We start from the raw sequence: 12905 nt of genomic DNA, 5'->3' as shown, positions 1-12905 counted from the left end.
CCAGAGCCAGAGCCAGAGCCAGAGCCAGAGCCAGAGCCAGAGCCAGAGCCAGAGCCAGAGCCAGAGCCAGAGCCAGAGCCAGAGCCAGAGCCAGAGCTTGATGAAACCGCGGATGTGCAAGGTGAGATTGAAGAAACGTCTCAATCTGTGCCTGGATTTGAATTGGGGGATGGTCCCGATAATGTTGAAGATATGCTGGCGGCGGACTTTGCAAGCGAAGAGGCTTTTGAAGAACCAGAACCAGAACCAGAACCAGAACCAGAACCAGAACCAGAACCAGAACCAGAACCAGAACCAGAACCAGAACCAGAACCAGAACCAGAACCTGTTGAAGAGACTGTAATGCCAGAAGTAGTCGCCCAAAAAGCAGAGGTTGCGGCCACCCCTGAGCCCGCTATACAGCCCGTGGCTGTGGCCCCAAAAAGCACGTCCATTGGTGCGCCAGAGCTCAATTGCATTTTGGTTCGACTGGCCGGTCTTAACTTAGCGATCCCTTTCGAGTCGATCGAGGGTACTGTCAGTATGGAATCATTAACACTGGATTTGGGCAGTGATAAAGATTGGGTGCTGGGCAGCTTTGGTAGCTCCTTAAGCCATACCCGTATTGCGGATGCGGGTCAGTGGTTGATGCCGGGTCGTTACGACGCCAATGGCGCAGACTATGATGAATGCGTGATCCTAACCGGTCGCCAATGGGCGGTTGCCTGCGAGGAACTGGTTAAATCGATCCGCATCCCTGTGCCTTCGGTCAACTGGAACACCAATAAAGAAGCCAGGCCTTGGTTGTTAGGCACCTACATGCCTGAAAAGTGTGCGTTAATAGATGTGCACGTCCTACTGGAAATGTTTGAACATGCGTTTCAAAGCTGATCAAACCTGTTAATCTTAACCTTTTGTGTATTGGGGCAGGAAAGGGCGTTGGGCGAGTCAGGGACAGTTTGGTTGGTAGTACTGCTGTGCATTGCATTAGTAGGCACCTTAACGCTGGTAGCCGTGTTGTGGTGGCGCGTGCGTCACTATGAGCGGCAACAGGCCGCGCTGATTACTGTCCTTCGAAACGAGATACGCTCCATCACCAGCAGCTCGATCGGCATGGGTAAGCGTCTGGCTGACGTTGAGCACACCTTGAATATCACGGTCGAGAAACAGCTCGAGTTAGAAAACCGAGACCCCGGCGAGCTTGCCTACAATCAAGCCGCCAAGTTGATGGAGATGGGGGCGGATGTGGATGATCTTGTCCACAACTGCGGGATAGGCCGACCGGAAGCCGAATTGATCGCGCTGCTGCACAAAGAGCTGAGCGCCCATCCACACTTGGAACACAAAAAAACGTCCTAACGCCACATTCTTTATTGTTTTTCCTCTGTACTTGCCGTTTTGCCACTGGGTGTATTGCCCGTTAAATTCGGGATCGATTGCTTTTTGATCGTGTAGGCAAAAGCGATGACCTCGGCAATGGCGCGATACAAGGCTTCGGGGATTTCATCACCCAAATCGAGCCGGATCAACACGTCTAACAGCTCGGGGTTTTGATGGATGTGGACCTCGTGTTCCTCGGCTAACTCCAGAATTTTATCGGCGATTTCATTGTGTCCGCGAGCCACGACGGTCGGTGCGCGTCCAGAGAGCGGATCATACTGAAGGGCGACCGCTTTGCGCGGTTTTTCATCGTCACTCATGTTTTCACATCAATCAGTTGTTTATTGATCGCCTGCGTTTGGCGCGCAAGATTGCCTTGACGGCACGTTAGCTGAGTCTCTTCAAAGCCCAAAGTTTTAAGTTGTTGATCAAACCCAGTAAGCCTTGATCTTACCGTTTGTGCGGTGTGGTCGGAGCTGCAGGCAAAGAGCGCTTGTAGGGTGTGTGCCTGTTGATTCAGTGATATATCCGCATCCATCTGCCCCTCCTGACCAAGATCAAAATGCAATCGTACTCGCCAAAGTGTCGACCACTCACCGGTTTCGTTTTGAGCTTCGCGCTGTTGAATGCGCATCTCAACGTTTTCGAACGCCTCTTGAAAGCGAACGGGCAGGTCGAGTTGGAAAAAACGCTCTCCCGTGTCGACCCTATCTTGTCGGTGCTGCACGTGGGCAATCTGCTGCTGGGTGATGCGAGCACTCATGCTATCAATCGCTTTTTGCAGCATCGCTTGCTGATTGGCTGGTAAGCTCTCCGATAGGGTCTGTAACTGGCCTAAAAACTGCTTCATATCCCCCTGAACAGGTAACTGCTGCGCCAGTCTGGCCTCTGTAAACATACCGCCCATCTGGACGTTATTGCGAATATTCGCCTCAGAACCTTGTCCACCCGGTGTCACGCCAAACGCATTCAGTAAGGATTGAAGCGCCTTATCAACATTGGATTGGCTCCCGTTTTGACCGGTCAGTTGGCTCAATGTTTGTAAATTGTCGGCCAAGGGCTGCTGCAGTGGCAGAGCCTGCTTTAACGCTTGATCCACCGCCGCTTGCTGCGGTTGAGTTAGGGGGGGAGTCGCCTGAAGAGTATTTGGGCTTTCGCTGCGTGTGGCTGTAAGGGTGTTGTTGGCCGTGAACTGAACCGATAATTGACCGTTATCCTGCTTTAGCGTCACTTCCGTCAGCGTCGGTAATGGCACCGGAGTGACCAGCTGAACGCGCTGGTTTTGCACCTGAACCGTTAGGAGTGTTCCGTTAGCCTGAGTCGCTGTGGTGGTCGCTGACGCGTTTGTCGGCGCGTTACTTTGCCCGCCATAAGCGTGAATGGCCCTGTTGTTCAGGGGCGGTGGTGTTGATGCCCCTTGTTGAACGGGGCTTTGTGCTGCGTTTGGCTGCGAGGGCGTTGTCGCAGACGGTACATTTATCGGTTGAGTTAGGTTTGTTGTGGTTGATGCAGCTGTGCTTTGTACACCCGCTCCTTGAGGCGCCGTTGCTTGGCTTGTAGGTGGCAGATTAGGTGTCGTTGTTTGGGCTGCGTTCACCAAAGACCCGCTTGTGGCTTGGGCCGGTGTGGGTGGCGCACTCGGAGTACCCTGAGGCGGTGTCGATGTAACCGGCGCTGATGCGGTGCTGGATGATGCTGTGGGAGCCGGTGCCGCAGATGTTGCGGCTTGATGTGTTGCTTGTGCGATTTGCTGAACCACCTGCGCTTTAATGCTCTGACCTTCTGGGATTAACTGCCCGGCCGCCTGAGCGCTTAACAGCGCTTGCGAAGGAGGTGATGTTGGTGATGCCGATGCCGCTGTTTGAAGAGGGGCATTCGTCGCTTGCCCGTTCGGTGTTGTGCTTGCCTGGGGGCTTGCCCATTTGGCAGGTACCGTCAACGTGCGACCTGCGTCTGGAAGCGAATTTTGCACCGTTTGAGGTGCGCCCGCGCTACTGGCCGCATTGGTCTGTGGGTTTGACGTATTGAGCTGTGTACTTTGTTGAGTATTTTGTGGTGCGTTTTGAGCAGATTGAGTGCCAGTCTGGTTAGCACTGCTGGCTTGGCCATTGACTTGGATTGAGTATTGCCCCGCCTGATCTCGACTTAGGGTAATTTGACTGCCCGTTGCAATCGGCTGCTTGGTCGAGAGCTCCAGCATCTGCTGGTTGGCCTCCACCTGCAAACGAAATACGCCCGAGGATAGGTTCTGCTGTGATACCTGTTTTACCGTGGCCGTTAAGCTCTCACCCGGACGCAGTACCGCAGCGGACGAGCTTTGGGCTCGGCTCTGTGATGGAGTAACCTGACTGACATCCAATAACATGGCAACTACCTAGTTAACGGTGAGTGAAAACGTCGATTTTGCGCACAGAATCCACGATTGCGACTAGGGACTGATTCAGAGCAATGCCAATGCGTGATTGAATCAGTATATAATCCTTACGATAATCAATGAAATATCGATAGAACAGAGCCGAAGCGTCCATGCTTAATGTTATCGGCCGTGTCGCGAGTGTTTGAAGCGATCTTGTCATTACCGTGTACAGCAAGATTGATAAGGGGTGGATGTGTCCGAGCCGTTGCTCTTAGTAGAAGATCTGTATTGCGAGCGAGATGAGCGGGTGTTGTTTGAGCGTCTCTCTTTCTCGGTCTCTCCAGGAGAGTTGGTTCAGATTGCAGGCCCAAACGGGGCCGGAAAAACCACATTGCTGCGAATCCTAAGTGGCTTGTCGTCCAATTTTGAAGGCGACATACATTGGTGTGGCCAGCCCATTGACCATGATCGCGAAGACTTTCTCTCGAATACCCTCTATTTTGGCCATCAACCTGGTATCAAAGGCATTTTGACGCCGGAAGAAAACCTTCGCTGGTACGCGTCTATCCATCCTTATCTGTTTGCTGATGAAATCCCCGATGCGCTCGCGCGCGTGGGCCTTGGCGGCTATGAAGATGTGCCGTGTCACGCCTTGTCGGCGGGGCAAAATCGACGTGTCAGTTTGGCCCGTTTGTACATGAATGAGGCGCCACTTTGGATTTTAGATGAGCCCTTCACCGCGATTGATAAAGCCGGTGTCGAGCAACAAGAGCAATGGCTTGCCGCGCATGTTGCGAAAGGAGGGAGTGTGATCTTAACGACGCACCATGACCTTTCCGCGTGTGGCGTGGTTAAGCGCATTGAGTTGGATCAGTTCCAAGGGGGCTTTCTATGATGCCCACAGAACGCGACTTGTCCCTATCAACGACGTTTTACAGCGTGTTTAAACGCGATGTATTACTGGCGTTTCGTCGAAAGAACGATCTTTTTAATCCGCTCATCTTCTTTTTAATGGTCGCAACGTTATTCCCACTAGGCGTTAACCCAGAACCTGTGTTTTTAAGCGAAGTGGCCTCTGGGGTGGTGTGGGTTGCTGCGCTGTTAGCGACGCTGTTGTCCTTAGATGGCCTCTTCCGATCAGACTATGAAGATGGCACTTTAGAACAGGTGATTTTAAGCCCTCAACCGCTTATGGTTGTGTGTTTGGCAAAAGTCCTTGCCCACTGGACCACCACAGGGTTGCCGTTAACCTTAGTGTCGCCTTTGCTTGGGGTGATGTTGTTTTTGCCAAGCAGCGCAACGCCCGCCTTAATGTTGAGTTTGCTGGTGGGGACGCTGACCTTGAGTTTGATCGGTGCCATTGGAGCAGGACTCACTGTGGGCCTTAAGCGGGGCGGCGTCTTGATCTCACTATTGGTAATGCCTTTGTACATACCGGTGCTGATTTTCGGTACTGGAGTGGTTAACGCGGCCGCACTGGGTGTGCCGTATGTTGGCTTTTTATCGATTTTAGGGGCCTTTTTGTGTGGGGCGTTTATATTAGCACCGTTTGCCATTGCTGCTGCGGTTAAAATTTCGGTCAGCCAGTGATGAACGGTTGGCGTGTGTGATGTGAATTAGGTAGATAAATGGCCAAAAAACAGTGGATGCCACGTTGGTTTTATCAGATGGCATCGCCGAAATGGTGTTACGAATTTACAGGTAAATTGCTGCCGTGGTTTATGGCGTTGGCGGTTATTTGCTTAGGTGCGGGTGCCGTGTGGGGCTTGATGTTTGCTCCAGAGGATTATCAACAGGGCAATAGCTTTCGCATTATCTACATCCATGTGCCTTCGGCCATTTTGGCTCAGTCATGCTACATGATGATGGCCATTGTTGGGGCGATCGGCTTAATTTGGAAAATGAAAGTCGCCGATATGGTCGCGTATGCGTGTGCACCGATTGGCGCATCGATGGCCTTTTTGGCTTTAGCTACGGGTGCTATCTGGGGCAAACCAACGTGGGGTGCTTGGTGGGTTTGGGATGCCCGTTTAACCTCGATGCTGATCTTACTGTTTTTGTATCTGGGTGTGATGGCGCTTTACAGCGCGCTGGATGACGATACCCAAGCCGGAAAAGCCGCTGCCGTGCTCTCTTTAGTTGGGCTTGTGAACATCCCTATCATTAAGTACTCGGTAGAGTGGTGGAACACGCTTCATCAACCGGCCACCTTTACCCTCACCGAAAAGCCCGCCATGGCACCCGAGATGTGGATGCCACTCTTGGTGATGGTGATCGGTTTTTATGCCTTTTTTGGTGTATCGCTCATGATGCGCCTTCGAAACGAAATCCTATGTCGTGAAAAACGTGCCCGTTGGGTGAAAGCCCTTGTGCAGCGTTGAGTGAGGTGCGTGTGCAGTTTGAGTCTTTTTCCGAATTTTTAGCGATGGGACATCATGGATTGTATGTCTGGTTGGCCTACGGCATCGCTCTAGTGGTCATCATCGGTAACTGGATATTGCCCATCGTAAAACGCAAAAACACGCTAAAAACCTTAGCGCGCAACGTCCAACGAGAACACGCTCGTGCTCAGCAAAAGGAGCCATCATCATGAACCCAAAGCGTAAAAAACGACTCATTCTGGTACTCATGCTGGTGGTTGGAGCAAGCCTTGCGGTGAGCCTAACCTTGTTTGCGTTAAGCCAAAACATCAACCTGTTTTACTCACCGGCGCAAATCGCTGCGGGTGAAGCGCCCGTTGGCACGCGTATTCGTGCCGGTGGCATGGTGGTCGAAGGTTCGGTTAAGCGTGACCCTAACAGCTTGCATGTCGCGTTTGATCTGACCGACTACGACAAAACCGTCACTGTGGAGTACACCGGTATCCTGCCAGATTTGTTCCGTGAAGGCCAAGGCATTGTGGCGCAGGGCGCTTTGGATGAACAAGGGGTGTTCCAAGCGGTCGAAGTGTTGGCTAAACACGATGAGAACTACATGCCGCCAGAAGTGGCCGAAGCGTTAAAAGCCGCTGGCAAACTACCCGGTACAGAGCAGGAGAGCATCGCTCAATGATCCCTGAATTTGGACAATACGCACTGATTTTAGCGTTAGCGATCTCGGTGCTTCTGTCGGTGGTGCCTATGGCCGGTACCTTTACGCGCAATGTGCTTTGGATGCAGCACGCGAAACCCTTAGCGATCGCTCTGTTTACGTTTTTGCTGATCAGCATGGGTTGTTTGGTGTACGCGTTTTTAACCGATGATTTCTCGGTGGCGTATGTGGCCAATAATTCCAATACCTTGCTGCCCTCGTACTACAAATTCAGCGCTGTGTGGGGTGGTCATGAAGGCTCGCTCTTACTTTGGGTTCTGATTTTAGCTGGCTGGACCTGTGCGGTTGCCCTTAAAAGCAAAGGCTTACCACTGGATATCTTGGCGCGTGTGTTATCCGTTATGGGCATGATCAGTGTGGGGTTCACCCTGTTTACCTTGCTAACCTCCAGCCCGTTCAGTCGATTGCTGCCCGACAGTCCCGTTGAGGGCGGCGACCTCAACCCGCTTTTGCAAGATTTTGGTTTAATTGTGCACCCACCCATGCTGTACATGGGCTATGTGGGCTTTTCGGTTGCGTTCGCCTTTGCCATTTCCGCTTTGCTAAGTGGTCGCCTTGATGCCGCTTGGGCGCGCTGGTCACGCCCTTGGACTAACGTGGCTTGGGCGTTTTTAACCCTAGGTATTGCGCTTGGCAGCTGGTGGGCCTATTACGAGCTTGGCTGGGGCGGCTGGTGGTTTTGGGACCCAGTCGAAAACGCCTCGTTTATGCCGTGGCTGGTGGGTACTGCCTTGATTCACAGTTTGGCGGTGACCGAAAAACGCGGTGTGTTTAAAAGCTGGACGGTGTTGCTGGCTATCTTTGCATTCTCGCTCAGTTTGTTGGGGACTTTCTTGGTGCGCTCCGGCGTTTTGACCTCGGTTCATGCCTTTGCAACAGACCCGCAACGGGGTTATTTCGTATTGGCATTGTTGGCCATTACCATTGGTGGCTCCTTCTTGCTGTATGCGATTAAAGCGGCCCATGTTAAAAGCGAGTCGAGCTTTGAGTGGCTCTCGCGCGAGACCTTCTTATTGCTGAACAACATCGTATTGGTCGTGATCTGTTTGATGGTGCTGTTGGGGACTTTATACCCGCTGGTACTCGATGCACTTGGTATGGGGAAAATCTCGGTTGGCCCACCGTACTTTAATGCGCTGTTTGTGCCATTAACGAGTGTGTTGATCATCTTGCTGGGCGCAGGCTCATTAACCCGCTGGAAACGGATGGAAGCCAACACGCTACTTAAACAGCTTGGTATCGCACTGGGCTTGGCGTTGTTGTTAGGGGTTGCCTATCCCTATTACTGGTCGGGGCAGTTTGATTTCAGTGCCGCCCTTGGCATCTTTTTAGCCTTGTGGGTGCTGCTGATAAGTATCCAAGACTGGTGGAACAAGGTGCGTAACAAGGCCTCTAAATGGGCCGCAACGCGAAAATTATCGCGGAGCTACTATGGCATGATGTTAGCCCACTTAGGTGTGGCTGTATCGGTGGTGGGCGTGGCTTTAGTCTCGATTTACAGTGACGCTCGTGACCTTCGTATGGCGCCTGGCGACAGCTTGCAGTTTGGTCAATACACCTTTGTCTTTGAGGGCGCGCGCCATGTCGAAGGCCCCAACTTTGTAGCGGACCAAGGTGTGCTTCGGGTTTTAGATAATGGTGAGCCTTACCTTACGTTGCACCCTGAAAAGCGTTTGTACAAAGCGCGTGGCAATGTGATGACCGAAGCGGACATTGATGCAGGGCTTTTCCGGGATCTGTACGTTGCCATGGGTGAGCCGCTTGAGGGCAATGCTTGGGCTGTGCGTATCCAGTACAAACCGTTTGTTCGTTGGATTTGGTTAGGTGCGTTAATGATGACCATCGGTGGCTTGTTATCGGCCAGTGATAAGCGCTATCGCAAACAAGCGGCACGACGTGCCGCAACGCCGGCCTGACTTTCTAAGGAATGATACAGCGATGAAACGACTCTTTTTATTTCTACCTCTGATCATCTTGTTAGGTTTGTTGGCTCTGTTTGCTGTCGGTCTGAAACTAGACCCAACAGAGCTACCAACAGCGCTTTTAAATAAGCCAGTGCCTGAGTTTTCTTTGGCGTCGGTGGACAGTGCCGACGACACCTTGACTGATGCGGACCTAAAAGGGCAAGTAGCCTTGTTGAACGTTTGGGCCACATGGTGCCCAACGTGCAAAGAGGAGCACGATCAGCTCAACAAAATGGTGCGTGAAGAGGGCGTTGTGATCTATGGGATCAACTACAAAGATGAACGCACCAAAGCGCAAACCTGGTTGACCGAATACGATAACCCGTACGCGAAAAACATCTACGATCCAGAAGGCACCTTAGGGCTTAACTTAGGTGTCTACGGCGCGCCTGAAACCTACATTTTGGATGAGAACGGCGTCATTCGTTATCGCCATGTGGGCGCTGTGGATGAAAACGTATGGCAGCAGCTAAAAGCCATCATGCAAGACATTCGCACCACCGGTGGGGGGCAAAGCTAATGGCGATCTTACGTGTTGGGTTGGCTTTGGTGTCTTTGATCTTTGCCGCGTACAGTTTTGCGGCGATTGATACCTATGAGTTCACAAGCGATGAAGAGCGCGAGCGTTTTCATACCCTAAATAACGAGTTGCGATGCCCTAAGTGTCAAAACCAAAACTTGGCGGATTCAAATTCACCCATCGCCTCGGATTTGCGCCGAGAAGTGCATCGAATGATCGAAGCGGGTAAAAGCGATGACGACATCATGGACTTTATGGTGACGCGCTACGGTGAGTTTGTGTTGTACAAACCGCGTAAATCCAACATGACCTGGGCGCTTTGGTATGGCCCGTTTGTATTATTGGCGATCGGGGTTGTTGTGGTGCTGATGTTGGGTAAACGTCGCCGAAACACTGCAGACAGTGACCGCGATGCTGAACACACGTTGGATTCCACGGCACTGAGTGAACAAGAACAATCCCGACTCGATCAATTGCTCAATAAAAAGGATCCATCATGATACTGCTTTGGGCAGGCCTTGCGGCGCTAACACTGTTGGCGTTGTTGTTTGTGTTTATTCCCTTTTCTCGCGCACGAAAAGCGACGCTTGAACGGGTCGATCGTACCGAGCAAAACATCGCTATCTTTAAAGAGCGCCTATCTGAGCTTGAAAAAGAGCGCGATGCGGGCACGTTAGAGGCTACCGAGTTTAACGAGCTGAAAGTAGAGCTTGAAAAGTCTTTGCTAGAGGATGCCGCCAATACCGATTCGGATAGCGAGGCTTATCAGGTCAAAGCCGGTAAGCCGCAGTTGATCGGTTTAACCGCGATGGCGGTGCTGATCCCAGTCGTTGGTTTATCCCTGTACGCGTATTTTGGTAGCCCGAACGAGCTGCACATTGCCCATAACCGCGAAAACCAGCCATTCATCAAAGAGGGGCGTGCCCCAACCGCCGATGAGGCGATCGCGATGCTCCAAAGTGAGCTGGCGCTGAACCCCACCAACGCTGAAGGCTGGTATGTGTTGGCCACCACCTTGATGAATTTAGGTCGCTATGATGAGGCCGTCCCTGCGTTTCAGGGTACGTTAAACGCTTTACCAAGTGATGCGCCACAATATGCCAATGTGATGGGCCAATACGCGCAGTCCATGTACTTTGTGCACGGCGAGGTGAACGATGAAGTGCGTCAGCAAATCGACCTAACGCTGGAGCGTGACCCTCTCGAGGTCACTGCGCTTGGCTTACAAGGCATCGATGCCTTTACTCAAAAGCAATACACCCAAGCCATCGAGGTGTGGCGTAAGGCGTTGCAGCACGCAAGCCCTGAGGCGGCGGGTTCCTTGAAAAACGGTTTGCGCCAAGCGGTTCAGGAGCTTGAATTAGCCGGTGAGCCTGTGCCCGATATCCCTGAATTGATCGAAAAGTCGGTGGTTGTCTCCGTCTCGATTGCCCCAGAGCTTGCTAAAACCTTGGCCCCTGATTTGCCTGTCTTTATCTTTGCCCGACCTGTAGGGCAACGAATGCCGTTGGCGGCCATGCGGGTCACGGTATCGGACCTTCCACTTGAGGTTACCTTAACGGATGACCAAGCGATGACCCCGACGGCTAAGCTATCAAGCCAAGCCGAAGTGGAGGTAGCCGCGCGCATCGCAAAAAGCGGTCAGCCGGTCGCAAGCAGTGGGGATTTAGAGTCAAAACCGGTATTAGTACCTGTCTCAACGGAACCTAGTGCGCAAACACTGGTCATTGATCAGATTGTTCAATAAAAAAGATCGGTTTATAGTATTTAGTACTAAGACAATCAGTTACTAATTTTTATATGAAGCGGTCATTGACCTAAGTGACAGCTTTATTGGTTTGGGGACAGCGGCGACACCATGGAGATCGGCTTAAAAGAGTGGTTAATCATCGGCGGTATTTTGGTGATTGGCTTAATCATCTTTGATGGATGGCGTCGTAAACGCGGTCAACGCGACACTTTAAAAATCAACATCGATGGCAGTCTGTCGGATACCGAAAGTTCCGAAGGGGATCACAACCCAGAACTGCCAAATGGTGGTGCTCGTGTCAAAAAACAGGACGAGACGGGCAACGACTACTTAGGCTTATCCGCCAAAGAGACTGACTATACGCCTGAACCGATCCATTCCGATCAACCGGCTGTCGAAAAAAGTTTATCGACCTTCGATGAGCACATCACCGACGCACCCGCAACCGACCCAATGACTGCCGTTGATACCGCTCGGTTACACACTGAGCAGGATAACGACAACGATGCTGCGCCCATCAGTGAGCCTCTTAACGAGCAGTATGCCCCTGAACATGCACCAGAGCCTTTGGCGCAGTCAGCGCCAGAGTCGGTTGATTTGCAGCCTGCGCCAGAGTTAACGGCTGACGTTGAGCTTTCGCCGAACGATATTGAGCTTCATCAAACGTCGGTAATCCATCCTGATATAGAACACACCGCTGATTTTGATATCGAGCCATCTTTCTCGGTTGATGAGCCAGAGGTTCCGGTTGAATCCTCTGAAGTGGAACCACGTCCTATTCATGAGCTAGACCCGCTCTTTGATGAAATCCCGGATGAGCCGCTAGAGCGCGCTGAGTTAGACGATAATGAGCGTTATGAGCCGCCAGTGACGGCCGCTGCTCCTGTTTTGGATGAATTACCAGAAGAGATCGAAACACCGATCAATGAACATTCGGCCAGTGATGCTTCGCTCTCTGGTAATGATTGGGTTGAAGACACCCCAGAGCAGGCAGACCCACGCGGACGAGTGGATTTGGATCAGCCGATTACCGTCTTGATGCGCCAAGTCTCTGAAAACGCGGCTAAGCGTGACCAAGCTTCAAAGGCGTCTTCTAAGCCGCCAAGCGTTGAAGAGGAGCGCATTCAGCACGAGATGTTCGACTGGCATCTTGATGACGACGATTCGGAAGATGCGGTGTCGCTTCGAGATCACGCCAGTGAATCGCTAGCGCCGCAGCCAGAACCGGCTGCCGAGAAGCCAAAGAAAAAAGCGAAAAAGAAAAAAGCCAAAGAGAAACCGGCACCTGAAGAGGATATTCCAGAGCAAGACTCGCTGTTCCACGACCCGCTGGTTGAGGAAGCCCGCACCAGTCACCGAGCCCGACAGCATGTGCTGGACCCTGAAGATGTGTTGGTTATTACCGTAGTGGGTAACGAGCAACCGCTGAATGGCCGTACTCTGCTTGAGGTGGTCGTAGCCTGTGGCATGCGTCATGGCGACATGAGTTTGTTCCACCGCTTTGAGGATGGCCTAGAGAAAGGGGCTGTACAATTTAGTATGGCGAACGCGGTAAACCCTGGGACGTTTGACCTTGAAACCATGTCGGACATGGAAACCAAAGGGGTGAGCTTCTTTATGTCGATGAGCGAGCCAAAAGACCCGAAAACCGCGTTTGATTGCATGCTTGCGACCGCCGAAACCGTTGCAAAACACTTAAATGGCGATCTTTTGGATGAAAACCACTCAGTGATGCGTCCGCAAACCAAGATGCACTACCGTGAGCGGATTCGCGAATTTGAACTGCATAAGCGCGCGCGCAAAGGCCGGCCGGATATGGTCTGATTGGCCGCTTTGCTTCATAATCTAAGCCGCTTTAACGAGCGG

At 52.1% G+C, this 12905-nt stretch carries 14 protein-coding genes; 12 read left to right on the top strand and 2 right to left on the bottom strand.

All coding sequences use genetic code 11. The features are described from left to right. Together ACXAF9_RS01730 and ACXAF9_RS01725 are read left to right on the top strand one after the other, a co-directional pair. On the top strand, window positions 1–870 hold an 870-nt coding region (locus tag ACXAF9_RS01730; RefSeq protein WP_475069535.1), incomplete at its 5' end, for a hypothetical protein. 48 nt (window positions 871–918) lie between these two features. Then, on the top strand, window positions 919–1338 hold the full coding sequence (locus ACXAF9_RS01725) for a DUF2802 domain-containing protein (protein ID WP_475069531.1): 420 nt from the start codon (window positions 919–921) through the stop codon (window positions 1336–1338). 11 nt (window positions 1339–1349) lie between these two features. On the opposite strand, the gene ACXAF9_RS01720 is transcribed toward ACXAF9_RS01725, so the two are convergent. Together ACXAF9_RS01720 and ACXAF9_RS01715 are read right to left on the bottom strand one after the other, a co-directional pair. Next, the gene (locus ACXAF9_RS01720; RefSeq protein ID WP_475069527.1) at window positions 1350–1679 is read right to left on the bottom strand and encodes an EscU/YscU/HrcU family type III secretion system export apparatus switch protein; all 330 of its coding nucleotides are present in this window, start codon (window positions 1677–1679) and stop codon (window positions 1350–1352) included. Further along, window positions 1676–3724, bottom strand: coding sequence for a hypothetical protein (locus ACXAF9_RS01715; protein ID WP_475069523.1), 2049 nt, complete (start codon window positions 3722–3724; stop codon window positions 1676–1678). The genes ACXAF9_RS01720 and ACXAF9_RS01715 overlap by 4 nt, the downstream gene beginning before the upstream one ends. Before the next feature lie 244 nt (window positions 3725–3968). Here ACXAF9_RS01715 and ccmA point away from each other — a divergent pair, with 244 nt between their 5' ends. The 10 genes from ccmA to zipA all read left to right on the top strand — a co-directional run bounded on the left by ccmA (window position 3969) and on the right by zipA (window position 12863). Further along, window positions 3969–4610, top strand: coding sequence for a cytochrome c biogenesis heme-transporting ATPase CcmA (ccmA, locus tag ACXAF9_RS01710; protein ID WP_475069520.1), 642 nt, complete (start codon window positions 3969–3971; stop codon window positions 4608–4610). Then, on the top strand, window positions 4607–5305 hold the full coding sequence (gene ccmB / locus ACXAF9_RS01705; RefSeq protein WP_475069517.1) for a heme exporter protein CcmB: 699 nt from the start codon (window positions 4607–4609) through the stop codon (window positions 5303–5305). The genes ccmA and ccmB overlap by 4 nt, the downstream gene beginning before the upstream one ends. A gap of 38 nt (window positions 5306–5343) precedes the next feature. After that, window positions 5344–6096, top strand: a complete 753-nt coding sequence (locus ACXAF9_RS01700; protein ID WP_475069514.1) for a heme ABC transporter permease — start codon at window positions 5344–5346, stop codon at window positions 6094–6096. Window positions 6097–6107: 11 nt separating this feature from the next. Further along, window positions 6108–6308 carry a heme exporter protein CcmD gene (gene ccmD / locus ACXAF9_RS01695; protein ID WP_475069512.1) on the top strand — a complete coding sequence of 67 codons (201 nt, stop codon included), beginning with the start codon at window positions 6108–6110 and terminating at the stop codon, window positions 6306–6308. Further along, window positions 6305–6766 (top strand): cytochrome c maturation protein CcmE, encoded by a 462-nt coding sequence (ccmE, locus tag ACXAF9_RS01690; protein WP_475069509.1) that lies wholly within the window; start codon window positions 6305–6307, stop codon window positions 6764–6766. The genes ccmD and ccmE overlap by 4 nt, the downstream gene beginning before the upstream one ends. Beyond that, window positions 6763–8721, top strand: a complete 1959-nt coding sequence (locus tag ACXAF9_RS01685; protein ID WP_475069506.1) for a heme lyase CcmF/NrfE family subunit — start codon at window positions 6763–6765, stop codon at window positions 8719–8721. The genes ccmE and ACXAF9_RS01685 overlap by 4 nt, the downstream gene beginning before the upstream one ends. 22 nt (window positions 8722–8743) lie before the next feature. Continuing rightward, on the top strand, window positions 8744–9289 hold the full coding sequence (locus ACXAF9_RS01680) for a DsbE family thiol:disulfide interchange protein (protein WP_475069503.1): 546 nt from the start codon (window positions 8744–8746) through the stop codon (window positions 9287–9289). Continuing rightward, window positions 9289–9789, top strand: a complete 501-nt coding sequence (locus ACXAF9_RS01675; RefSeq protein WP_475069501.1) for a cytochrome c-type biogenesis protein — start codon at window positions 9289–9291, stop codon at window positions 9787–9789. The genes ACXAF9_RS01680 and ACXAF9_RS01675 overlap by 1 nt, the downstream gene beginning before the upstream one ends. Beyond that, window positions 9786–11036: a c-type cytochrome biogenesis protein CcmI gene (gene ccmI, locus ACXAF9_RS01670; protein WP_475069498.1), complete on the top strand. Its 1251-nt coding sequence runs from the start codon at window positions 9786–9788 to the stop codon at window positions 11034–11036. Before ACXAF9_RS01675 ends, ccmI begins: the two co-directional genes overlap by 4 nt. 111 nt (window positions 11037–11147) lie before the next feature. Beyond that, complete coding sequence (gene zipA, locus ACXAF9_RS01665; protein WP_475069496.1) at window positions 11148–12863, top strand: cell division protein ZipA; 1716 nt, start codon at window positions 11148–11150, stop codon at window positions 12861–12863. The last annotated feature ends 42 nt before the right edge of the window (window positions 12864–12905 follow it).

This window comes from Neptunomonas sp. ABH4_499 (genome assembly GCF_056160565.1).
This window is presented reverse-complemented; position numbering and strand designations above follow the sequence as displayed.